Below are 24,203 nucleotides of genomic sequence, written 5' to 3'. Positions count from 1 at the left end.
CCCCCAGGGGGGTGCCGGGCACCTGCGCGTGTCCGGGTATCGCTACGAACCGGACCGCCCGCTGCCCACTCCCGGGAGCGGAACATTAGACTCATCGGATCGGCACGCACGCTCGATCAGCTCAAACGCAAGGAGGCACGGGTGGATCTGCTGACCCGCATCAAGGGACCGCGCGACCTGGACCGGCTCAGCCTCGGTGAGCTGGACCGGCTCGCGGAGGAGATCCGCACCTTCCTGGTGGACGCGGTGTCGAAGACCGGCGGACACCTCGGCCCCAACCTGGGCGTGGTCGAGCTCACCATCGCCCTGCACCGCGTCTTCGAGTCGCCCCGGGACAAGGTCCTCTGGGACACCGGCCACCAGGCGTACGTGCACAAGCTGCTCACCGGCCGCCAGGACTTCTCCCGCCTCAAGAGCAAGGGCGGCCTCTCCGGCTACCCCTCCCGCGCCGAGTCCGACCACGACGTCATCGAGAACAGCCACGCCTCGGGCGTCCTCGGCTGGGCCGACGGCATGGCCAAGGCGAACGAGGTCCTGAAGAAGGACGACCACGTCGTCGCGGTCATCGGCGACGGCGCGCTCACCGGCGGTATGGCCTGGGAGGCGCTGAACAACATCGCCGCCGCCAAGGACCGCCCCCTCGTCATCGTCGTCAACGACAACGAGCGCTCCTACGCCCCGACCATCGGCGGCCTCGCCAACCACCTGGCCACGCTCCGTACGACCGACGGCTACGAACGGTTCCTGGCCCGCGGCAAGGACCTGCTGGAGCGCACGCCGGTCGTCGGCCGCCCGCTGTACGACACCCTGCACGGCGCCAAGAAGGGCCTCAAGGACTTCATCGCCCCGCAGGGCATGTTCGAGGACCTCGGCCTCAAATACGTCGGCCCCATCGACGGCCACGACATCGAGGCCCTGGAATCGGCCCTCCAGCGCGCCAAGCGCTTCGGCGGCCCCGTCATCGTGCACTGCCTCACCGAGAAGGGCCGCGGCTACACCCCGGCCCTGGAGGACGAGGCCGACCGCTTCCACGCCGTCGGCAAGATCCACCCGGACACCGGCCTGCCGATCTCCACCTCCGGCCTCGACTGGACCTCCGTCTTCGGCGAGGAGATGGTCAAGCTCGGCGAGGAGCGCGAGGACATCGTCGCCATCACCGCGGCCATGCTCCAGCCGGTCGGCCTCGGCAAGTTCGAGGCGGCCTTCCCCGACCGGATCTACGACGTCGGCATCGCCGAGCAGCACGGCGCGGTCTCCGCGGCCGGCCTCGCCACCGGCGGCCTCCACCCGGTCTTCGCGGTCTACGCCACCTTCCTCAACCGCGCCTTCGACCAGGTCCTGATGGACGTCGCCCTGCACAAGTGCGGGGTCACCTTCGTCCTGGACCGGGCCGGCATCACCGGCACCGACGGCGCCTCGCACAACGGCATGTGGGACATGTCGATCCTCCAGTGCGTGCCCGGCCTGCGCATCGCCGCCCCGCGCGACGCCGACCAGGTCCGCGCCCAGCTGCGCGAGGCCGTCGCCGTGGACGACGCCCCCACCGTGGTCCGCTTCTCCAAGGGCGCGGTCGGCCCCGCCGTCAAGGCGGTCGGCAGGGTCGGCGGCATGGACGTCCTGCGCGAGCCGAAGACGGACGCCCGGCCGGACGTGCTGCTCGTCTCCGTCGGCGCGCTGGCCCCGATGTGCCTGGAGATCGCCGACCTGCTGGACGCCCAGGGCATCTCCAGCACGGTCGTCGACCCGCGCTGGGTCAAGCCGGTCGACGAGGCGCTCGCCCCGCTCGCCGAGCGCCACCGGGTCGTCGTCACGGTCGAGGACAACAGCCGCGCCGGAGGCGTCGGCTCCGCCGTCGCCCAGGCCCTGCGCGACGCCGGCGTGGACGTCCCCCTGCGCGACTTCGGCATCCCGCCGGTCTTCCTCGACCATGCCTCGCGCGGCGAGGTCATGGCCGAGATCGGACTGACCGCGCCGGACATCGCCCGCCAGGTCACCGGTCTGGTCGCCAAGCTGGACGGCCGCTTCGAGAGCCGCGCCGCGGAGCCCGCGCGCGACTGATCCGCGTACCGCTTCGTACGGCCGACGGGCCGGGCGAACCGCCCCTGTACGGGTGGTTCTCCCGGCCCATTCGCATGAAACGGGCCAGATGGCGTGTTCCCTCGCCAAACCGGTCCGAATCATGGCGTTCACATCGAATGCGTGGAGGTAACGCAGGTGAGCGCGCAGGTCACACCACCCCGTCGAAACGGTATGTTCCGGACGAAATCGGTCGAGCAGTCGATCCGGGACACCGAGGAGCCGGAACACGGGCTCAAGAAGTCCCTCTCCGCCCTGGACCTGACGGTCTTCGGCGTCGGCGTCATCATCGGCACCGGCATCTTCGTCCTCACCGGCCAGGTCGCCAAGGAGACGGCGGGCCCCGCCACCGCGATCGCGTTCGTCGTCGCGGGCGTCGTCTGCGGACTGGCGGCGCTCTGCTACGCCGAGTTCGCCTCCACCGTCCCGGTGGCCGGCTCCGCGTACACCTTCTCGTACGCCTCGCTGGGCGAGCTGGTGGCCTGGATCATCGGCTGGGACCTGGTGCTGGAGTTCGCGCTCGGCACCGCGGTCGTCGCGGTCGGCTGGTCCGGCTACATCCGCTCACTGCTGGACAACGCCGGCTGGAAACTCCCCGACGTGCTGTCGGGCACGGACGTGGCGGAAGGATTCGGCTTCGACATCCTGGCCTTCGCCCTGGTGCTGGTGCTGACCGTCATCCTGGTCATCGGCATGAAGCTGTCCGCCCGCGTCACCTCGGTCGTCGTGGCGATCAAGGTCGGCGTGGTCCTCATGGTGATCATCGCCGGACTCTTCTTCATCAAGGCGGAGAACTTCAAGCCCTTCATCCCGCCGGCCGAGAAGCAGGAGTCCGGCGGCGGCTGGGACGCCCCGCTGGTGCAGCTGATGTTCGGCTACGAACCCACCAACTTCGGCGTGATGGGCATCTTCACCGCCGCCTCCATCGTCTTCTTCGCCTTCATCGGCTTCGACGTGGTGGCCACCGCCGCCGAGGAGACCAAGCTGCCCCAGCGCGACATGCCGCGCGGCATCCTCGGCTCGCTCGTCATCTGCACGGTGCTCTACGTGGCGGTGTCGATCGTCGTCACCGGCATGCAGCACTACAGTGAACTGTCCGTCAGCGCCCCGCTCGCCGACGCCTTCAAGGCCACCGGGCACCCGTTCTACGCCGGGCTGATCAGCTTCGGCGCCGCGGTCGGCCTCACCACGGTCTGCATGATCCTGCTGCTCGGCCAGACCCGCGTCTTCTTCGCGATGAGCCGGGACGGGCTGCTGCCGCGCTTCTTCTCCAAGACCCACCCGCGCTTCCACACCCCGTACCGCCCGACGATCCTGCTCGGGGTGCTGATCGCGATCATCGCCGGGTTCACCAGCATCGAGGAGCTGGCCACCCTGGTGAACATCGGCACGCTCTTCGCGTTCGTCGTCGTCGCCCTCGGCGTCCTGGTCCTGCGCCGCACCCGCCCGGATCTGCCCCGCGCCTTCCGCACCCCGCTGGTGCCGCTGCTCCCGGTGGTCTCGGTGGCCGCGTCCGTCTGGCTGATGCTGAACCTGCCGGTGGAGACCTGGCTGCGGTTCGGCGTCTGGATGGTGCTCGGGGTGGTCATCTACTTCGTCTACGGGCGCTCGCACAGCCGGATGGCGAGGGAGAACCGCTGAGGAGTGCCCGCAGCCCCGGGGCCTGCGGGGCTCACGGGGGCCCCGGGTCCTGTCGGCCTCACCGCCGGGCGGGGCCCCGGGTTCCTGCGGGCTTCACGGGCCCCGGGTTCCACGGGACCGCACCGCCGGGCGAGACCCCGGCCCTCCCCGGCCCCGCCGTCGGGCCTCACCGCCCGTCCGGCTGCCCCGCCCGCACCGTACGGGGTCCCACGCACCGGGCCCCGTACGCCTCGACCCGCCGGCGCAGCTCGCGGTCGGCGGTGACGACGACGCACTCCCGGCCGGGCCCCGCCCCGGCCGCCAGCTCGGTGATCAGGTCGTCGCCGCTGCCGGGGGCCGAGGCCACCCGGACGCCGGGCACGGACGCGACGCCCCGGGCCGCTCCTTCGACGACGAGCACCAGGTCGAGCGGGCCGGGCAGGCCGGGCAGTCCCCCCTCGGCGCGGTGGACCAGTGCGTCCCGCAGCCGCTCGGCCGCCCCGCGCCGGTCCCGCCACCATCCGTCCGGTACGGAGCCGACCACGTTGGCCCCGTCCACGATCACCAGCACCGCGCTCTCCTCGCTCATCCCGGCAGGGTGTCACGGGGAGCGCGGTGCGAGAGGCCGTCAGCCCCCGGTGGCGGGGGACTTCTTCGCGTCCTCGGGGACGGCGTTGTCCTCGCGGATCGCCTTCCACAGCCGGCCCGCCTGCGGCTCGGCCGCGACCACCCGGTTCCTGTCGATCCGGTCGTACGCCACCGGCAGCATGATCGTCTCCATCGAGGCCGGGTCGACGCCGTTCATCGAACGGGCGAACTCCGCCAGCGAGGTGAGCGAGGCGAGCTCCTTGTCGGTGGTGAGCGACTCGGTGGCCGACTTGGCGATCTTGTACGAGTTGGCCGGACTGCCCAGCAGGTCCTGCGACTTGACCTCGCTCAGCAGGGCCAGCAGGAACTGCTGCTGGAGCCCGATGCGGCCGAGGTCGCTGCCGTCGCCGATGCCGTGCCGGGTCCGTACGTACGCCAGGGACTCGGTGCCGTCGAGCTTCTGTGGGCCCGCGGTCAGGTGCAGCCCGGACGCCTTGTCGTCGATGTCCTGCGGCACGTCGACGGTGACGCCGCCGATGGCGTCCACCAGGCCCTTGAACCCGGCGAAGTTGATCTCCAGGTAGTGGTCGATGCGGACGCCGGACATCTTCTCCACCGTCTTCACCACACAGGCCGGACCGACCTGGGAGTAGACGGAGTTGAACATGACCCGCTCCTTGGAGGAGACGGTGGAGCCGTTCTCGCCGACGCACTCGGGCCGGGTCACGAGGGTGTCGCGCGGGATCGAGACGGCGACCGCCTTCGTCCGGCCCTCGGGTATGTGCACCACCAGCGCCGTGTCGGAGCGCGCGCCGCTGACGGCGCCGCCGCCTCCCAGCTCCTTGTTCTCCGCCCCGGCACGCGAGTCCGAGCCGAGGACCAGCAGGTTCTGCCCGCTGGTGGGCAGCTTCTCCGGGCGGTCGTCGCCGAGCGCCTTGTCGATGTCGACGCCGGTGATGTTCTTGTCGAGCTGGCTGTAGAGCCAGTAGACCGTCCCACCGCCGGCGAGCAGCAGGACGAGCAGGATCCCGAGCGTGATCTTGAGGCCGCGGCGGCGCTTGCGGGGCGGTGCCGAGCGCCGGGAGGCGCGCGAGCCCGGCGGCATGACGTCGTTGCTCATCCTGTTTCGAGTCCCTAGGTCTCGCGGCCCGGTGGAGGGCTGTGGCGGGTGGACTCGGGTGGGGGGAGGGGCCGGTCCGTATGGGTAATGGAGCTGAACTATAAGCGGACAAGAACTATAGACAGTCGATCGAGTGCCCGTGCGAGCGCACGGTGCGCCGTTGTGGGGTGAGCGGTGCGGCAGCGGCGGAACAGGGCCGACGGCGTCGTTCCGTGCGCCGGAACCGTGTCTCCGGCGAGGTCTAGGATAGGGCGGATTCGAAATCGTGAGCGATATGTCAGTCATGGCGTGACGTAGCAGATGCTCCTACTGGAAAGGTGACGGCGGAACCATGCCCGGACGCGATGCCCGTGCGACTTCGGAGGTCGCCCCTTCCATCCAGGCGCCGAGCGGTATCTGGCTGACCCATGGCAAGGACGGCCGCCTGACCCTGTACGTCCACAGCGCGGACGGCCTGCGCCGCTGGACCCAGGAGCGGGCCGGGGGCAGCCGCTGGACGGTTGCCGATATCGCCACCGGGGGTTCGCTCGGCCACCTGACCGTGGTGCAGGACACCCATGGCTACGTTCACTTCGTCGGCCGGCGGGAGCGTACGTCGGGCTCCACCCCCGCCGTCGACATCGTGTACGCGATCCAGTACCAGACGGGCCGTCCCGTCACCGCGTGGCGGTCGCTGGGCAACCCGCACAAGGACGCGCCGGGAGGGCACCGCATAGGAGCGCCGGACGTCGTGGTGAGCGCTTCGGGCGAGGTCCACATCGTTCTGCGGAACGCGGGCGGCGGGCTGATGCTGCGCCGTGAACGGCCCGACGGCACGTGGCGTGGCTGGGAGGACCTCAAGGGGGCGCGCATGGAGGGCGATCCCGTCGCGGTCGCGCTCGCCTCGGGGGCGGTGGAGTTCTTCGCCGCGGTCGAGGGCGGAACGCTGTACTGGCAGCAGAAGGAGGCGGGCGGGGACTGGCACGAGGCGCAGCCGTCGCGCCTGGCCGTGCTGGCCGGCACGACGGCCGCGCTGGAGACCGCGCCGGGCCGGGCCACGTACTACTGGACCGACCCGGCCGGCGGGGTCGTCGGCTTCCGTGCGGGTGCGTGGCCGATGGCGCTGGGCGGGGCGCCCGGGGACGGGCCGCACGCGGCGATTCGGGTGGCGGTGGACGGGTACGACTGCACGGTGCTCGCCCATCAGGGGGCCGACGGCACGGCCGCGGTGGGGCTCGGCGTCACCGAGAACGAGGCCAACGGGGTCTGGTGGTCGGACACCGGGGTCCGCTGTCTGGGTACGCCCGCTCTGGCGCTCGACGGTCGCGGCATGCTGGTGATGGCGGTGGTCGGTGAAGACGGCGAACCGCGCATGGCTCGGCAGACGGAAGGTCCGGGCCTCACGCTCGACGACTGGCGAACGGTCTGAATCGCGATTCTTCGCGGATGGTTGCACCGCGTGGTCCATGACATACATCACGCGCCTCTGTCCAGAATCATCGAGCGATCATCACTTCATCCTCACATTGACAACCTTTAATGTTCACCTAAGATTTGTGCTTGGTGCTACAGCTTCGAGAGTTGACCGTGCGCGATCGAAGAAGACCGACTCTGGGCCAACGGGGGCTCGGGCGAGGGTAGTGGGCAGAGTTGGATCTTGGTGGTGGCCGTGTGCTCACTGCTGCTGTGAACTGGAGAGTGAAGCATGGCCTCTGGGCCGCGTCTGAGTGTCATCGTCCCGTTCCAGGACGTTGAGACCTACCTCGACGAGTGCCTGGAGTCCATCGCCCGCCAGACGTTCCGGGACTTCGAGGTCGTCATGGTCGACGACGGTTCGACCGACCGGTCCACAGCCATAGCGGAGGAGTTCTGCGCCCGCGATCCGCGCTTCCGCCTGATCCGTCAGGACTCCCAGGGGCCCGGGCACGCCCGGAACACGGGGCTGAACGCCATGCACCCGGACGGCGAGTTCCTCGTCTTCGCGGACGGCGACGACGTCATTCCCGAGTACGCGTACGAACTGCTCATACGAACGGTTTCGGAGTCCGGATCGGATTTCGTCTCGGGCAACGTCCAGATGATGAATTCCACCAAGAAGTGGCAGTCCCCCCTGCACAAGGGGCCGATGCAGAAGGACCGTCGCGGCACCCACATCACCCGGTTCGACGCGCTGATCTATGACCGCACCGTGTGGAACAAGGTATTCCGCCGCTCTTTCTGGGACCACCACCTCATTCGTTTTCCCGAGGGCGTCCTCTACGAGGATTCCTGGGTCAACATGTTCGCGCACTTCAAGGCGCTGAAGGTCGACGTCATCACCGACATCGTCTACTTCTGGCGCCGGCGCGACGGGGGCGCTGCGCCGTCCATCACCCAACGGCACACCGAACTCGACAACCTCCGCGACCGGGTCGCCGCCGTGCAGTCGGTCAGCCGGTTCCTCGGCGGGCACCGGTCGCGCGCGTACAAGGAGTACAAGCGCAAGTACGACCTGGCGTGCCTGAAATCCGACCTCATGCTCCACCTCAAGGTGCTGCCCGACGCGGACGACGAGTACCGCGACGCCTTCATGTACGCGGCCCAGGAGTTCCTGGGGGAGGCCGACGAGGACCTCATCGAGGAGCTGCCCGCCGACGCCCGCGTGAAGTGGCTCCTGGTCCACCAGGGGCGCCTGGGCGAACTGCTCGACGTCATCGAGTTCGAGCGCAAGGGCGGCCCCCTCCCCGTCCGCAGGCGGCTCCGGCGGTACCTGAACTACCCGCACCTGGAGAACCGCAAGACGGGCCTGTACAAGAGCGACTACCGCCTCGACCGGGAACTGTCCCCCGCCAGCTCGCTCACGGGGGCGCACTGGGACGCCGAGTGGCTGACGCTGACCGGCTCGGCGTACATCCGGTTCATCAACGTGCACAAGAAGCACATGTCCACCAAGGCGCTGGCGCTGCGGAACAAGAAGTCCGGGAGCAAGATCGTCAATCTGGCCCGGACCGTCTACTACCCGCAGGCGACCGAGTACTCCAACCAGAACCGCTACTGCTACGACTGGGCCGGCTTCGAGAGCCGCTTCGACACCACTCGGCTCAAGAAGAAGGGGCAGTGGGTCGAGGGCACCTGGGACGTCGCCGCCGGCGTCTTCAGCCGCGGGCTCTTCCGCTACAAGAGCGTCGGGCGGGGAGGGTCCGGATCCGCCGCCAACCCCCCGTACCGCTATGTCGACAAGAACACCCGCATCGTGCCCCTCTTCGCTCACGGCTCGCTCAAGCTCCGCGTCGAGATCGTCCGGTGCCGCATCACCCGCCACCGGATCGTGGGCGGGCACCTGGAGCTCGGCGGCGTCTATCTGGCCCCCCGGGTCCCCGAGTGGGGGAAGGTCCGGGTCGTCAGCATGAACGGCGCCGGCCGGCACGAGTCCTGGCTGTCGTTCAAGCCCGGGGGCGAGGGGTGGTGCACCTTCACCACCCGCGTCCCGCTGCGCAACCTCGTGCCCGGGTCGCGTGCCGACGGCGACGACTCCGTACCCCAGGCATGGACCATGGGCAGCAACGGGTGGAAGCTGACCGTCCACATGGAGGGCCGCAAGGGCCCGCTGTACCCGGTGATGGCCGAAGGCACCCCGGACGGCCACTACCGGATGCCGGCGGAGATCCAGACCGCGGCGGGGGACCGGGAGGTCGTCGTCCACCGCAACGGCTCCGGCTACGTCGTCCTCTTCGAACGGGACACGCTGCCGCTGGTCACCGAGACGCGCTGGCACGAGGACGGCACGCTGGAACTCATCGGCGGCTACTCGTGCAACGACCTGCTCACCCCTGCCGAGCACACCAGTGCCCATGTCGTCGTCAGGTCCCGGGCCCACGGCGCCGAGCGGGCGGTCCCGCTGGAATGGGACGGCCACCGCTTCCGCTGCTTCGTCACCCCCGCCGCCATGCGCACCCTGGCCGGAGCCGTCCCGCTGGCGGCCGGCCGCTGGGACTTCTTCCTGCGCCGTCAGGACCCCTCGACCGTGGCTCCCGCCGACCGTTCTCCCGACCTCATGCTGAAGATCGAGCAGGAACTGATACCCGGCTTCCCCCAGGAGGCCGAACTGGACGGGCGCGGATACGACCTCCAGGCGGAAGCGTACGACCGGCTCTCCCTCCTCGTCCGCTCCGCGATGGCGGAGGACGCCCGGGGCCCGTACCGGCAGAAGCTGCTCCGGACCAAGACCTACCCGCAGGCCCGGCGCCGGGAGATCCGGCCCGCCGTGCTCTTCGACGCGTTCAAGGGAACGCAGTACTCGGACAGTCCGCGCGCCGTCCACGAGGAGATGATCGGCCGGGGCGTCGACATCGAACAGCTCTGGGTGGTCCGCGACGACCAGGTGGACCTGCCGCCCACGGCGCGCCCCGTACGGATGTGGTCCCAGGAGTGGTACGAGGCGCTCGCCACCTCCCGCTACATCGTCGCCAACAACCACCTCCCCGACTGGTTCGAGAAGCGTCCCGAACAGGTGGTCGTGCAGACCTGGCACGGCACTCCTCTCAAGAAGATCGGCCATGACATCGAGGCGGTGCACTTCGCCGACCAGCGCTATCTGGAGCGGGTCGCGAAGGAGGTGCGGAACTGGGACATGCTGGTCTCCCCGAACAGCTTCTCCACACCCATCCTCAAACGGGCCTTCCAGTTCCCCGGCGAGATGGTCGAATGCGGCTACCCCCGCAACGACCTGCTGCGCAGGCCGGGGACCGAGGAACGGGCGGCGCAGATCCGCCGACGCATCGGCCTTCCGGCCGGCAAGCGCATCATCATGTACGCCCCGACCTGGCGCGACGACCAGTTCTACGCTCCGGGCAAGTACAAGTTCGACTTCCGGATCGACCTCGACGACGCCCGCGCCCGGCTGGGAGCGGACCACGTCCTGATGGTGCGGCGCCACCCGAACGTGGTGGACCCGGTGCCGGGCGCCGGCGACGGGTTCGTCTTCGACGTCTCCGACTACCCGGACATGGCCGATCTGTCCCTCATCACCGACGTGATGATCACGGACTACTCGTCGCTGATGTTCGACTACGTCAACACGGGACGGCCGATCCTCTTCTTCACCTACGACCTGGAGCACTACCGGGACACCCTGCGCGGGTTCTACTTCGAGTTCGCCGAGAGCGCGCCGGGCCCCCTGGTGTCCGAGTCCGCCGAACTGGTCTCGGCGATCCGGGACATCGACAACATCCAGGAGGCGTACGCCGACCGGTACCGCTGGTTCCAGGACCAGTTCTGCGACCTGGACGACGGCTACGCCTCCGCACGGCTGACCGACCGCATCCTGATCGCCGGCGGCGACCTCGCTCCCGAACGGGCGAAGGCCCCCGCGGTGGGCTCCGTGCCGATACGCCAGGAACGTCCGGCACGCCGGGTGCTGGAGCAGACACAGCCGATCCAGCAGCTCCGGACGGCATCGCCGTCGATCATCCGTCAGGGGGCGCAGCGCACCCTCCCGGCCGACGGCCGGGCGTTCGGGGAAGCGGTAAGCCCGCACGACCGGGCGCCCGCTCCCGGCGAGCGCGTCTACGAGGGAATCGTCATGTGACGCCGTGGCGGCCCTGGACGAGCCAGGCGCCGCCACGGACCAGCGCCCTCACGGTACGAGCCACCCGACCCCGGAGACCGAACACTCATGAAGATCGCCTTTCTGCTGCACGACGCCTACGGCATCGGCGGCACGGTCAGCGCCACCCTCAACCTCGCCGGCGCGCTGGCCAAGCGCCACGAGGTCGAGATCGTCTCCGTCTTCCGTACGCGCGACACCCCGCAAGGGACCGTGGAGCCGGGCGTCCGGCTGACCCCGCTGGTGGACATCCGCGCCAACAGCGCGGACAGCGGCCACCAGCTGTCACGACGGCCGTCCGCCGTCAGTCCGAGCAGCCCCTCGTTCTCCCCGTTGTACAACGCGCTCACGGACCAGCGGATCGGTTCCTACCTGGACGGGACGACGGCCGACGTCGTCATAGCCACCCGGCCGGTGCTGCTCATGTACCTGGCGCACTTCGGCGAACGCGACTACCTCCGGATCGGTCAGGAGCACCTGACCCACGACTCGCAGATCCCCGAGCAGCGCGAACGGCAGAACCAGATCATCGGCGACATGGACGCCTTCGTGACGGTCTCCCACGCCGACGCGGAGATCTACCGAGGCGTCCTGCCGCACGCCGCCTCCCGGATCCTCTCCATCCCCAACCCGGTGGCCCTGCCGACCGTCATGCCCGCCCGCAGCGGACAGCGGATCGTCGTGGCCGCCGGGCGACTGGTGAAGGTCAAGCGCTACGACGTGCTCATCCGCGCCTTCGAGACCGTGGTCCGCAGCCGGCCCGACTGGACGCTGCGGATCTACGGCTCCGGCAAGGAGGAGCAGTCCCTCCGGGATCTGGTGATGGAACGCGGCCTGTACAACCACGTCCGGCTGATGGGCGCGCACGCGCCCATGGAGAGCGAGTGGGCCAAGGGCGACATCGCCGCGGTCACCTCCGACAACGAGTCCTTCGGCATGACGATCGTCGAGGCCATGCAGGCCGGCCTGCCCGTCGTCAGCACCGACTGCCCCCTGGGGCCCCGCGAGATCATTCAGCACGGGGTCGACGGGTTCCTGGCCGTTCCCGGCGACCCGGAGTCGGTGGCCCAGGGACTGCTGGCGATCATCAACGACGACCGGCTGCGTCTGCAGATGAGCGAGGCGGCCCGTCAGAACGCCTACCGCTTCGCCCCCGACGTCATCGCCCAGCGGTACGAGGAACTCATCGAGCACCTCCTCACGGACCGGGTGCGCAGCCCCGTGCCGCAGAAGTCCCGTGTCCTGGCTCAGGGCCGCCTCGTCGCGGCCCCGGGCGGCGGATTCCGGCTCCAGTTGAAGACCACCGGCGAGGGTGCCGTCGGGTACGCGGTGGGGATCAAGCTCCGCGACAGTCCGGAACTCCGCACGGTCCCCGTGGAACCGGGAAGGCTCGTCAAGGACGCCCGCGGGCGGCTCTGGACGGAGACGTCGATCGATCCCCGCCTGCTGCGCCCGCACGAGGGAACGTGGGACCTGAGGCTGCACGGCCCCGACGGCCAGGACGAACGCATCGTGGCCGAGGGGGTGGAGAATCAGTACCTCAGCGGTCAGGAGCCCTGGCAGGATGCCCAGGGTGTCTCGGCCGCCATTCCCTACCGGACGATGGACGATTTCATAGCCCTGCGTACGTGGTACCGCCCGGCCCACGCGGAGATCGGCCAGGTCGTCGTCGACGAGGGGCGCACCGGCCTCCACGTCGGCCTGCTGCTGCCGCGGCCCGCGCGGGCGGGCACGGCGGTCCACGCCGTGCTGCGCCACCGCGGTGACCGGACGACCGAGTTCACCGTCCCCGCCCAGGCGGCCGGTGGAGCCTCGGTCACGTTCGCCGTTCCGCACCGTGAGTTCCTCGCCCGCCGCCTCGGCGCCACCGACATCTGGGACCTGTTCATCCGGATCGGCGACGAGTTCGAGATGCGGGCCGGACGGATCGGCGGCGACATCATCCGCCGGAAGCACACCGACCGGTTCCCCGCGTCGGTGGACCTTTCGGAGCTCGGCGTCGCGCACCGTACCGTCGCCTACATCACCGACGACAACGACCTGTCGTTCTCCGTGAAGCACGTCTGACCTACGGGCGGCCACCGGTCCGCGGCCTTCCGGGCCGGTGGTCGCCGACCTGCATGAGATGGGAAACACCCGCCGTGTCCAAAGCAGCCCCGGGCCGTCCGCTGCACACCGGTATCGACAACTCCGGGACGTTCCCGGTCGAGTACCGGTTCGCGCACGCGCGCAACGGCAACCGCCATCTGGTGGTCGTCTTCGCCAATTTCTCGGTGCCCGGCGACTACGGGTGGTCCAACGGCGTGTTCGACACGCTCCGGTCCAACGTCCTGTGGATCCGTGACCGGTTCCACGGCAAGAACAGCTACTACCTCTGCAAGGGGATGGACTTCGGGCTGGAGCGGTCCGTGGTCTCCCTCATCTCCAACGTGCTGAACTCGCTGGGGCTCACACCGGACCAGTGCACCATGTGGGGCGGCTCGAAGGGCGGGAGCGCCGCGCTCTACTTCGGGCTGAAGTACGGCTTCCGGAACATCGTCTCGATGGTTCCGCAGTTCCGGATCGGCAGCTACGTCCTCCAGTACCCGTCCATCGCCGAGCACATGATGGGCGAGGTCACGGAACAGAACACGCACGTCATCGACGACGCGATACCGTCGCTCGTCCGGGCGGGTGCGAACCGCGGGGCCAACATCTACATCCTCTCCTCGCCGCAGGACGAGCAGTTCAAGGAGCAGGTGGAACCGTTCCTGCCGCTCTTCGCCGGCTACGAGAACCTCAATTTCATCTTCAGCGACTCGCCGCACATCGTCGACCACGCCCATGTCACGGGCCGCAACCTGCCGGTCCTGATGGGGCTCGTGAATTTCCTCATCGACGGGATCGCGCCGCGGATCGGGTTCGTGCGCAGCGGCGGAGAACAGCCCGACAGGGACACGTCGGCCATCGACGCCTACCTCAAGGCCACCTCGCAGGTGCAGGAGTCGTTCGCCGCCCCCGTCGTCCACACCCCGCCGACCGGCGGCACGGTGTACGAACGGTCGGTGACGTTCACCGGGATCGCCCCGGGCGCGGCCCGGCTGAGCGTCTGGGAGCACGGCAAGTTCCTCGGCGCCCCGGAAGTGGCACCGGACGGAACCTGGAGCTGGGAACTCGGCCGCCCCTGGAGCGTGGGCGACCACCCCGTGCGGATCCTGGGAGTCGACGCGGCCGGCTACCACTCCCAGCGTGCCGAGATCACGTTCACCGTCGCGGAGGCGCCGGAGGGAGCAGAGCACCCCGTCGGCACAGGAGCTGTTCCGCGACAGGCGCGGCCCGGGGAGGCCCCGCCCCTGCCGTCGGCCGGGGCACCCCCGGCGCCCGTGATCGTCGTCCCGGGATCCGGACATCAGGTCCGGGGACCGCTGATCGGCATCGCCGGATACGCCGAGGGGGCCGTCCGCGTCGATTTCGTCGAGGACGGCATGCGACTGGGCGTCGCCCCGGTGGCGCCGGACACGCGCTGGGCCTTCGAGCCCGGGTGGTCGTGGGCCGAGGGTGAGCACACCGTGGAGTGCCGCGCGGTCGACGCCTCCGGTCAGGAATCCCCGCGTACCGTCGTGCGGTTCGGCGTGGTCCACGCCCACCGGAGCTGACACCGGCGGCGTCAGCCCGCGCGGACCTCCATGATCAGGGCCAAGTGGTCCGAGGCCGAGGTGTCGCGCACCGAGCAGCCGGAGCGCGGCAGATCGGTGAACAGGTAGTCGACCTTGCCGCCGGAGACCAGGGTCGGCCGCCCCGTGCGATCGTCGGGCCCCTGCTGATCGCATTCCCGGTACCGGCCGTAGGGCCCGTCGGGCCAGATCCAGGAGCGGGCGTTGGAGGCGCCGGGCGGCGTGCTGTTGAGATCTCCTCCGAAGACCGTACGCCCACCCGCCGCGTCGACCAGCGCCGCGAGCTGGTCGTCGCCCAGTTCCCACTCCGGATGCGCGCGGTCGCTGCCCGGCAGGCTCAGATGGGCGCCGCACACCCGGATCCCGGGCTCGAACACCGTCGCGCACAGTGTGCCGCGGTGAAGGCCGACCTCGGGCTGCTGGGCGTCCACCGTCTCGATCCGGGACAGCGGTGCGGCGGACAGGACGGCGATCCCCGCCCGGCCGCGGCCGGCCCCGCAGCCGACCTGGGCGTACCGTCCGGTGGCCCGGCGATGGGCGTACCCCTGGAAGGCCGTGTCCCAACCGGCGCCCAGCGCTCGTCGGGCGGCGGCCACATCGTCCGAGCAGGCCTCCTGGAGCAGGATCACGTCCGCGCCGTCCTGGGTGGCCAGCCTGGTGAGCGCCCGGATCTTGAGCTGGGCGCCGCCGGTGCCCCCGCAGTTCCACTGCGTCACGCCGCACATGTTCCAGGTGGCGATCCGCAGGTCGTCCGGCACCGTCCGAAGGGCCGGGGCGGGCAGCGGAGCCGAGACCGGGAGCAGCGCGAGCAGTGCCGCGGCCAGCACGACGAGCGGACGCACCGAAGGCCGGTACGGGCCGGCCCCGCCCGTATCGTTCCGCATGCGATCCTTCCCGGGCCCGTACACGTGTGCGGGCCGTACGGGAGAATCATCCCGTACGGCCCGCCCCGTTCACGCCGTGCCGGCTACGCGGGCACGCTCGCCACGCCGCGCTCCAGGAACGGCTTGCCGTTCACCCGCTGGGAGACGCCCTCGCGGTCCAGGTACGGCGTGATGCCGCCCAGGTGGAAGGGCCAGCCCGCGCCGGTGATCAGGCACAGGTCGATGTCCTGGGCCTCGGCGACGACGCCCTCGTCCAGCATCAGGCCGATCTCCTGCGCCACCGCGTCGAGCACCCGGTCGCGGACCTGCTCCTCCGTCAGGACGGTGTCGCCCTGCTTGAGGAGCGCGGCGACCTCGGGGTCGAGGACCGGCGCGCCGGAGTCGTAGACGTAGAAGCCGCGCTTGCCCGCCTTGACGACCGCCGCGAGGTTCTCGGAGACCGTGAAGCGCTCCGGGAAGGCGCGGTTCAGGGTCTCGGAGACGTGCAGGCCGATGGCCGGGCCGACCAGCTCCAGGAGCACCAGCGGGGACATCGGCAGGCCGAGCGGCTCGACGGCGCGCTCCGCGACCTCGACCGGGGTGCCCTCGTCGATGACGTTCTGGATCTCGCCCATGAAGCGGGTGAGGATGCGGTTGACGACGAACGCCGGGGCGTCCTTCACCAGCACCGCGGTCTTCTTGAGCTTCTTCGCCACCCCGAACGCCGTCGCCAGCGAGGCGTCGTCGGTCTGCTCGCCGCGGACGATCTCCAGCAGCGGGAGGATCGCGACCGGGTTGAAGAAGTGGAAGCCGACGACCCGCTCGGGGTTCTTCAGCTTCGACGCCATCTCGGTCACCGACAGCGAGGAGGTGTTGGTGGCGAGGATCGCGTGCGCCGGGGCGACCGCCTCGACCTCCGCGAACACCTGCTGCTTGACGCCGATCTCCTCGAAGACGGCCTCGATGATGAAGTCCGCGTCGGCGAAGCCCTCGGCCTTGTCGAGCACACCGGAGACCAGGCCCTTGAGGCGGTTGGCCTTGTCCTGGTTGATGCGGCCCTTGCCGAGCAGCTTCTCGATCTCGGCGTGGACGTAGCCGACGCCCTTGTCGACGCGCTCCTGGTCGATGTCCGTGAGGACGACCGGGACCTCCAGGCGGCGCAGGAACAGCAGCGCCAGCTGCGAGGCCATCAGACCGGCGCCGACGACGCCGACCTTGGTGACCGGGCGGGCCAGGCTCTTGTCCGGGGCGCCGGCCGGGCGCTTGGCCCGCTTCTGCACCAGGTTGAAGGCGTAGATGCCGCTGCGCAGCTCGCCGCCCATGATCAGGTCGGCCAGCGCCTGGTCCTCGGCGTCGAAGCCGGCGGACAGGTCGCCGTCCTTGGCCGCCGCGATGATGTCCAGCGCGCGGTACGCCGCCGGGGCCGCGCCGTGCACCTTGGAGTCGGCGACGGCCTTGCCCCGGGCGACGGCCTGGTCCCAGGCGTCGCCGCGGTCGATCTCCGCGCGCTGAGGCGTGACCGAGCCCTTGAGCACGTTCGCGGTCCAGATCAGCGACTGCTCCAGGAAGTCCGCGCCCTCGAAGAGCGCGTCCGCGATGCCGAGCTCGAAGACCTGCTTGCCCTTGAGCTGGCGGTTCTGGTTGAGCGAGTTCTCGATGATCACCGAGACCGCGCGGTCCGCGCCGATCAGGTTCGGCAGCAGCACGCAGCCGCCCCAGCCGGGGACCAGGCCGAGGAAGACCTCGGGCAGCGAGAACGCCGGGAGCGCCTTGGAGACGGTGCGGTAGGTGCAGTGCAGACCGACCTCGACACCGCCGCCCATGGCCGCGCCGTTGTAGTACGCGAACGTCGGGACCGCGAGGCCGGAGAGGCGGCGGAAGACGTCGTGGCCGCCCTTGCCGATGGCGAGCGCGTCCTCGTGGCGGCCGAGCAGCTCGACGCCCTTGAGGTCGGCGCCGACCGCGAAGATGAACGGCTTGCCGGTGATGCCGACACCGGTGACGGCGCCGTCGGCGGCCTCCTTCTCGACCTGGTCGATCGCGGCGTTCAGGTTCGCCAGCGACTGCGGTCCGAAGGTGGTCGGCTTGGTGTGGTCCAGGCCGTTGTCCAGCGTGATGAGCGCGAACCGCCCGGCGCCGAACGGCAGGTCCAGGTGGCGTACGTGCGCCTGCGTGACGACCTCGCCGGGGAACAGCTCGGCCGCACCCTTCAGAAGCTCAGTGGTGGAGCTCACTTGTCGCCTCCGTCAGCGTTGAAGTGGGGGTTCTCCCAGATGACCGTGGCGCCCATGCCGAAGCCGACGCACATCGTCGTCAGGCCGTAGCGGACCTCGGGCTGCTCCTCGAACTGCCGGGCCAGCTGGGTCATCAGGCGGACACCGGAGGAGGCCAGCGGGTGACCGTAGGCGATCGCGCCGCCGTACTGGTTGACCCGGGCGTCGTCGTCGGCGATGCCGTAGTGCTCCAGGAAGGCGAGCACCTGGACGGCGAACGCCTCGTTGATCTCGAAGAGACCGATGTCGCCGATGGCCAGACCGGCCTGGGCCAGCGCCTTCTCGGTGGCCGGGATCGGGCCGTAGCCCATGACCTCCGGCTCCACGCCCGCGAAGGCGTAGGAGACCAGGCGCATCTTGACCGGGAGGCCCAGCTCGCGCGCGACGTCCTCGGCGGCGATCAGGGAGGCGGTGGCACCGTCGTTGAGCCCCGCGGCGTTACCGGCCGTGACCCGGCCGTGGGCGCGGAACGGGGTCTTCAGGTTGGCCAGGGACTCCATCGTGGTGCCCGGGCGCATCGGCTCGTCGGCGGTGACCAGGCCCCAGCCCGTCTCGCCCGCCTCGGCGTTGGTGCGGCGCACCGAGACCGGTACCAGGTCCTGCTGGATCTTGCCGTTGGCGTACGCCTTGGCGGCCTTCTCCTGCGAGCGCACCGCGTAGGCGTCGGCGCGCTCCTTGGTGATCGTGGGGTAGCGGTCGTGCAGGTTCTCCGCCGTCATGCCCATGAACAGGGCGGACTCGTCGACCAGCTTCTCCGACACGAAGCGCGGGTTCGGGTCCACGCCCTCGCCCATGGGGTGGCGGCCCATGTGCTCGACGCCACCGGCCACGACGACGTCGTACGCGCCGAAGGCGATGGAACCGGCAGTCGAGGTGACGGCGGTCAGCGCGCCCGCGCACATGCGGTCGATCGAGTAGCCGGGGACGGACTGCGGCAGACCGGCGAGGATCCCGGCGGTGCGGCCCAGCGTCAGCCCCTGGTCCCCGATCTGCGTGGTCGCGGCGATGGCGACCTCGTCGATCTTCTTGGGGTCCAGATCCGGGTTGCGTCGCAGCAGCTCCCGGATGGCCTTGACGACGAGGTCGTCGGCGCGGGTCTCGTGGTAGACGCCCTTCGGGCCCGCCTTGCCGAACGGGGTGCGGACGCCGTCGACGAAGACGACGTCCCGGATGGTACGAGGCACGATGGCTCTCCTCCAGGGTGCGGGATGGCACTGCTGCGGGGCGCGCCACGGGGGCGCACCGCCTGCCATCATGCTACTTGCGGGTAACCAGACTGCCCACCCCCCACGGCCGGAGCGTCGAAGGTCACACCGCGCGGCCGGGCACCGGGGTCCTTCCCCACCGCGCCCGCCGTACGCCTCCCGCCTCGGCACGCGCTCGTCACGGGGCGCCGCCCGCGTCCACCGGGGCCGACAGGACGGCGTCGTTCGCCGGGCCCGGCGGTTCCGGCGACGCGCACCGGGTCACCGCATGGCCGCCGCGATCGGCCCCGACGACCGGACCACCTCCACGGCGAACCGTCCGCGCCCGACCCCCAGCCGCCGCAGCGCCGGCCCGTGGTCCACGGCCACCACCAGACAGGCCGCGGCCAGGGCCGCCCGCCAGCCGGAGGTGACCAGCACCCGGACCGGCGCGGGCAGCGGGCGCAGCGCCCGGCGCAGCCGGTGGCAGTGGAACGGCACGTGCCGCTCCTCGTCCGCCAGGACGCGCCCGGCCACCTCCCGGGTCAGCGCGTCCTCACCCCCGTCCCGCAGCGCCCGGTAGTAGCGCAGCGCGACCACCTCCGCGATCATCAGGACCAGCAGCTCCAGGCGGAGCCCGAGCGCCCGGCGCAGCGTCACGAAGATGTGGTCGCTCCAGTGCGAGGCGATCGTCGGCGCGTCCCCGGAGGCCAGCAGAAGCGCCAGCAACCTGGCGTGATTTCGCTCCTCGGCGACGAACATCCGCACCGCCGACGCGTACTCCGCGTCACCGGCCGCCTCCGCCTTGGTGATCAGCTCGGCCCCGTCGCCGTCCTCGCCGACCTGGAAGCGCTGCACGCTCCGCCGGATCGCGGGGTGCAACGGCACCCCGGTCCGCCAGTCCGGATCGCCCTGCCCGGCGCGCTCCCCGCCGGGCTGTCTCGAAGTCGCGTATCCAGTCGCCGTATCCCGTGCTGTCCACGTCCGCCCCCGTACGTCGCCGTGCCGCCGGATCCGGGAGGCACGTCCGCTCCCGCGGCCCTCACGGCCCGGGAGGAAGTCGAACACCCCCGGCCGGGCGGCCGGGGGTGCTTCAGGTGTGTGCGGGGTCAGGCGGACGCCGCGAGCGCCCGGACCAGGAGCGGGGCGACCTGCTGGATCTGCCAGTTCCGCGCCCCGTAACCGGCGAGGGTGTCCTCGACCGCGCCCGGGGTCGGGTTCTTCGGCGGCTCCCAGCAGATCCGGCGCACGGTGTCCGGGGTGATCAGGTTCTCCTGGGGCATGTGCAGGCGCTCGGCCAGCTCGGAGACGGCGGCGCGGGCGGCCGAGAGCCGGGCGGCGGCGGCCGGGTCCTTGTCGGCCCAGGAGCGCGGGGGAGGCGGTCCGGCCGGCTGCTGGCCGGGCTGCGGCAGCGCCGACTCCGGCAGCGCCTTGGCCCGCTCCACCGCGGCCTGCCACTGCTCCAGCTGACGGCGCCCCATGCGGTGGCCGAATCCGGGCAGCGCGGTCAGCGCCTGGACGTTGGCCGGCAGGGCGAGCGCTGCCTCGACGATCGCGGCGTCGCCGAGGACCTTGCCGGGGGAGATGTCGCGGCGCTGGGCCACCTGGTCGCGGGCGGTCCACAGCTCGCGGACGACGGCCATCTGGCGGCGGCGGCGCACCTTGTGCATGCCCGACGTGCGGCGCCAGGGGTCCTTGCGCGGCGGGGCGGGCGGCGCGGAGGCGATCGCGTCGAACTCCTCGCGGGCCCACTCCAGCTTGCCCTGCCGCTCCAGCTCCTCCTCCAGCGCGTCACGCAGGTCGATCAGCAGCTCCACGTCGAGCGCGGCGTAGCGCAGCCAGGGCTCGGGCAGCGGGCGGGTGGACCAGTCGACGGCGGAGTGGCCCTTCTCCAGGGCGTACCCGAGGACGTTCTCCACCATCGCGCCGAGGCCGACGCGCGGGAACCCCGCGAGCCGCCCGGCCAGCTCGGTGTCGAAGAGCGAGGTGGGGGTCATGCCTATGTCCCGCAGGCAGGGCAGGTCCTGGGTCGCGGCGTGCAGAATCCATTCGGAGCCGCTCAGCGCGGTGCCGAGACCGGAGAGGTCGGGGCAGCCGACCGGGTCGACCAGGGCGCTGCCCGCGCCCTCGCGGCGCAGCTGGACGAGATAGGCGCGCTGGCCGTAGCGGTACCCGGAGGCGCGTTCGGCGTCGACGGCCACCGGGCCGGTGCCGGCGGCGAAGGCCGCGACCACCTCGGCCAGGGCGTCGTCGGAGGTCACCACCGGGGGGATGCCCTCGCGTGGTTCGAGCAAGGGGATCGGCGCCGGGGCGACGTCGTCCGGGGGAGCGCCCCCGGTGGTTCGCAGTGAAGTGTCTGCTGCGGTCTCTTGGGCGTCGGTCACGTGTCAAGGGTATCTGTGTATGCGCGGAGCCCGTCGACGGAACGTTCCGTCGACGGGCGGCCATGCGCGTATTCCAGCCGGAACCGTGCGGGGGCACGTCCGGGCGGGGTGCGGTCAGTGGATGATGCCCGTCCGCAGGGCGACGGCGACCATGCCGGCGCGGTCTCCGGTGCCGAGCTTGCGGGCGATCCGGGCGAGGTGGGACTTGACGGTCAGGGCGGAGAGGCCCATCGAGACGCCGATGGCCTTGTTGGACTGGCCCTCGGCGACCAGGCGGAGCACCTCCACCTCGCGCCCGGACAGTTCGCGGTAGCCGCCCGGGTGGCTCGGGGACCCGGGGGGCCGGCGGTGCATACGGGCCGCGTTGGCGCCGACGGGGGCGACGCCGGGGCGGCCGGGGTGGCCGATGTTGGTTCGGGTGCCGGTGACGACGTACCCCTTCACCCCGCCCGCGAGGGCGTTGCGAACGGCGCCGATGTCGTCGGCGGCGGAGAGGGCGAGACCGTTGGGCCAGCCTGCGGCGCGGGTCTCGGACAGCAGGGTCAGCCCGGAACCGTCGGGCAGGTGGACGTCGGCAATGCAGATGTCGCGCGGATTGCCGACGCGGGGACGTGCCTCCGCGATGGACGACGCCTCGATGACGTCACGTACTCCGAGGGCCCACAGATGGCGGGTGACGGTGGAACGGACGCGCGGGTCGGCCACGACGACCATGGCCGTCGGCTTGTTCGGGCGGTAGGCGACCAGGCTTGCGGGCTGCTCGAGGAGAACGGACACCAGGCCTCCTGGGGGGAGTGGCGGGACGGGCCGGCTCGGCTCGGGGGGATGTAGCCGGGGGGCGAACCGTGCTGGAAGGGTCATTGACCTCTTCGGCAGTGCGCCCGTCCTCCTTTAGGGAAGTTCGCGATTTGATGAGTAACAATTCGGGCAAATAGGACGCGCGATCGATTGTACGAAAAGAGAGTCGGCGCCTGTGCGATACGGGTGACGGAGGGTCACGAAACCTGCGGGCCGCGCCGCTGCGGCAGCGTCACCACCGCCGCGTCCGACGGCTCCGACGGCGGCAGCCCCGCGATCTGGCACAGCAGATCGCCCCAGGCCGTCAGATGCGACGCCGTCTCCGGGACGCCGCCCCGGCCCTCGCGCGGCGTCCACGAGGCGCGGATCTCGATCTGCGTCGCCGGGCGGCGCGTGGACAGCGCGCCGAAGTAGTGCGATCCGGCGCGCGTCACCGTCCCGGAAGCCTCCCCGTACGCCAGGCCCCGGTCCTCCAGCGCCCCCGTCAGCCAGGACCAGCAGACCTCCGGCAGCAGCGGGTCCGCCGCCATCTCCGGCTCCAGCTCCGCCCGGACCAGCGTCACCAGGCGGAACGTTCCGTTCCAGGCGTCCTGCCCGGCCGGGTCGTGCAGCAGCACCAGCCTGCCGTCGGCGAGGTCTTCCTCGCCGTCCACCACCGCCGCCTCCAGGGCGTACGCGTGCGGAGCGAGGCGACGCGGCGGCCTGGTCGCCTCCACCTCCAGCTCGGGGCGCAGGCGCGCGGAGCGCAGCGCGTCGACCGCCGCCAGGAACGCGGGAGGCACGGGAGGCCCCTCCTCCGCGCGGTCCTTGCCGTCGACGCCGTCGGAATGATCGGAGAACTGTCCCTGAGCCGGAGCCATGCGGGGAAGAGTAGGCGGAAGGCGGGCCGCGTGCGGGGAGAGACACCCGTGCGGGGCCGGGCTCCTTCGCCCCGCGTGCGAAGATTCTGTGCGTGAGTGCCAACGACAGCCCTTCGGGCCAGCAGACGACGACCTCCGCCAGCCTCGACGCGGTCCGCCACGCCACCCACGACTCGGCGTTCCTCAAGGCGTGCCGACGCGAACCCGTACCCCACACGCCGGTCTGGTTCATGCGCCAGGCGGGACGCTCGCTGCCCGAATACCTCAAGGTCCGCGAGGGCATCGCGATGCTCGACTCCTGCATGATGCCGGAGCTGGTCGCCGAGATCACCCTGCAGCCCGTCCGCCGCCACAAGGTCGACGCCGCGATCTACTTCAGCGACATCGTCGTCCCCCTGAAGGCCATCGGCATCGACCTCGACATCAAGCCCGGCGTGGGACCCGTGATCGCCGAGCCGATCCGCACCCGCGCCGATCTGGCCCGGCTGCGCGACCTCACCCCCGAGGACGTCCCGTACGTCACCGAGGCCATCGGGATGCTCACCGCGGAGCTGGGCTCCACCCCGCTGATCGGCTTCGCCGGGGCGCCGTTCACGCTCGCCAGCTACCTCGTCGAGGGCGGCCCCTCGCGCAACCACGAGCGCACCAAGGCCATGATGTACGGCGACCCGCAGCTCTGGGCCGACCTCGTGGACCGGCTCGCGGAGATCACCGGCGCCTTCCTCAAGGTCCAGATCGAGGCCGGGGCGTCCGCGGTCCAGCTCTTCGACTCCTGGGTCGGCGCGCTCGCCCCCGCCGACTACCGCAGCGCCGTGCTCCCCGCCTCCGCCAAGGTCTTCGACGCCGTCGCCCCCTACGGCGTACCCCGCATCCACTTCGGCGTCGGCACCGGCGAACTCCTCGGCCTGATGGGCGAGGCGGGCGCGGACGTCGTCGGCGTCGACTGGCGGGTCCCGCTGGACGAGGCCGCACGCCGCGTCGGCCCCGGCAAGGCGCTCCAGGGCAACCTCGACCCCGCGGTCCTCTACGCGCCGGCCCCGGCCGTCGAGCGGAAGACCCGCGAGGTGCTGGACGCGGCCGCCGGACTGGAGGGCCACGTCTTCAACCTGGGCCACGGCGTCATGCCGACGATGGACCCGGACGCGCTCACCCGCCTCGTGAGCTACGTCCACGAGCAGACCGCGCGCTGAGCGGACGCCGTACGCGGGGACGGTGCGCTTC

General features: G+C 71.0%; 15 protein-coding genes and 1 pseudogene. 7 read left to right on the top strand and 9 right to left on the bottom strand.

The annotated features are described in order from the left end of the window. Nucleotides 1-141: 141 nt before the first annotated feature. A complete protein-coding gene (dxs, locus tag IF19_RS0101605) occupies nucleotides 142-2,058 on the top strand; it encodes a 1-deoxy-D-xylulose-5-phosphate synthase (RefSeq protein ID WP_030114829.1) in 1,917 nt (638 codons plus the stop codon). A 192-nt stretch (nucleotides 2,059-2,250) separates the two neighbouring features. Continuing rightward, on the top strand, nucleotides 2,251-3,717 hold the full coding sequence (locus IF19_RS0101600; RefSeq protein ID WP_030114830.1) for an amino acid permease: 1,467 nt from the start codon (nucleotides 2,251-2,253) through the stop codon (nucleotides 3,715-3,717). 166 nt (nucleotides 3,718-3,883) lie between these two features. Here the strand turns inward: IF19_RS0101600 and IF19_RS0101595 are convergent, their stop codons facing one another. Further along, nucleotides 3,884-4,285, bottom strand: coding sequence for a PIN domain-containing protein (locus IF19_RS0101595; RefSeq protein ID WP_030114831.1), 402 nt, complete (start codon nucleotides 4,283-4,285; stop codon nucleotides 3,884-3,886). Nucleotides 4,286-4,324: 39 nt separating this feature from the next. Continuing rightward, on the bottom strand, nucleotides 4,325-5,404 hold the full coding sequence (locus IF19_RS0101590; RefSeq protein WP_030114832.1) for an LCP family protein: 1,080 nt from the start codon (nucleotides 5,402-5,404) through the stop codon (nucleotides 4,325-4,327). A 331-nt stretch (nucleotides 5,405-5,735) separates the two neighbouring features. Between IF19_RS0101590 and IF19_RS0101585 the strand changes: the two genes are divergently transcribed. The 4 genes from IF19_RS0101585 (at nucleotide 5,736) to IF19_RS0101570 (ending at nucleotide 14,602) form a co-directional block, all read left to right on the top strand. Beyond that, nucleotides 5,736-6,812 carry a PLL family lectin gene (locus IF19_RS0101585; protein ID WP_030114833.1) on the top strand — a complete coding sequence of 359 codons (1,077 nt, stop codon included), beginning with the start codon at nucleotides 5,736-5,738 and terminating at the stop codon, nucleotides 6,810-6,812. 276 nt (nucleotides 6,813-7,088) lie between these two features. Then, nucleotides 7,089-10,949: a bifunctional glycosyltransferase/CDP-glycerol:glycerophosphate glycerophosphotransferase gene (locus IF19_RS0101580; RefSeq protein ID WP_078580396.1), complete on the top strand. Its 3,861-nt coding sequence runs from the start codon at nucleotides 7,089-7,091 to the stop codon at nucleotides 10,947-10,949. 87 nt (nucleotides 10,950-11,036) lie between these two features. Beyond that, nucleotides 11,037-13,034: a glycosyltransferase family 4 protein gene (locus tag IF19_RS0101575; RefSeq protein ID WP_030114836.1), complete on the top strand. Its 1,998-nt coding sequence runs from the start codon at nucleotides 11,037-11,039 to the stop codon at nucleotides 13,032-13,034. 74 nt (nucleotides 13,035-13,108) lie between these two features. Beyond that, on the top strand, nucleotides 13,109-14,602 hold the full coding sequence (locus tag IF19_RS0101570; RefSeq protein ID WP_030119856.1) for a hypothetical protein: 1,494 nt from the start codon (nucleotides 13,109-13,111) through the stop codon (nucleotides 14,600-14,602). 11 nt (nucleotides 14,603-14,613) lie between these two features. On the opposite strand, the gene IF19_RS0101565 is transcribed toward IF19_RS0101570, so the two are convergent. The 7 genes and pseudogenes from IF19_RS0101565 to IF19_RS0101535 all read right to left on the bottom strand — a co-directional run bounded on the left by IF19_RS0101565 (nucleotide 14,614) and on the right by IF19_RS0101535 (nucleotide 22,982). After that, complete coding sequence (locus tag IF19_RS0101565) at nucleotides 14,614-15,504, bottom strand: endonuclease/exonuclease/phosphatase family protein (protein WP_050493738.1); 891 nt, start codon at nucleotides 15,502-15,504, stop codon at nucleotides 14,614-14,616. 83 nt (nucleotides 15,505-15,587) lie between these two features. Then, nucleotides 15,588-17,717 (bottom strand): 3-hydroxyacyl-CoA dehydrogenase NAD-binding domain-containing protein, encoded by a 2,130-nt coding sequence (locus IF19_RS0101560; protein ID WP_030114840.1) that lies wholly within the window; start codon nucleotides 17,715-17,717, stop codon nucleotides 15,588-15,590. Then, nucleotides 17,714-18,940, bottom strand: coding sequence for a thiolase family protein (locus tag IF19_RS0101555; protein ID WP_030114841.1), 1,227 nt, complete (start codon nucleotides 18,938-18,940; stop codon nucleotides 17,714-17,716). Before IF19_RS0101555 ends, IF19_RS0101560 begins: the two co-directional genes overlap by 4 nt. A gap of 282 nt (nucleotides 18,941-19,222) precedes the next feature. Then, nucleotides 19,223-19,922, bottom strand: a pseudogene (locus IF19_RS01000000134475) (ferritin-like domain-containing protein). A 127-nt stretch (nucleotides 19,923-20,049) separates the two neighbouring features. Beyond that, nucleotides 20,050-21,324, bottom strand: coding sequence for an HRDC domain-containing protein (locus IF19_RS0101545; RefSeq protein WP_030724658.1), 1,275 nt, complete (start codon nucleotides 21,322-21,324; stop codon nucleotides 20,050-20,052). 114 nt (nucleotides 21,325-21,438) lie between these two features. Further along, nucleotides 21,439-22,101 (bottom strand): helix-turn-helix transcriptional regulator, encoded by a 663-nt coding sequence (locus IF19_RS0101540; RefSeq protein ID WP_030114843.1) that lies wholly within the window; start codon nucleotides 22,099-22,101, stop codon nucleotides 21,439-21,441. A gap of 218 nt (nucleotides 22,102-22,319) precedes the next feature. Further along, entirely contained in the window at nucleotides 22,320-22,982 is a 663-nt protein-coding gene (locus tag IF19_RS0101535) for a DUF3000 domain-containing protein (protein ID WP_030114844.1), read from the bottom strand. A gap of 92 nt (nucleotides 22,983-23,074) precedes the next feature. On the opposite strand from IF19_RS0101535, the gene hemE reads away from it, so the two are divergent. Then, nucleotides 23,075-24,172 (top strand): uroporphyrinogen decarboxylase, encoded by a 1,098-nt coding sequence (hemE, locus tag IF19_RS0101530; RefSeq protein ID WP_030114845.1) that lies wholly within the window; start codon nucleotides 23,075-23,077, stop codon nucleotides 24,170-24,172. Nucleotides 24,173-24,203 lie beyond the last annotated feature (31 nt).

Origin of the sequence: Streptomyces californicus (genome assembly GCF_000717645.1) — a bacterium.
GTDB classification, from domain to species: Bacteria; Actinomycetota; Actinomycetes; order Streptomycetales; family Streptomycetaceae; genus Streptomyces; species Streptomyces californicus.
This window is presented reverse-complemented; position numbering and strand designations above follow the sequence as displayed.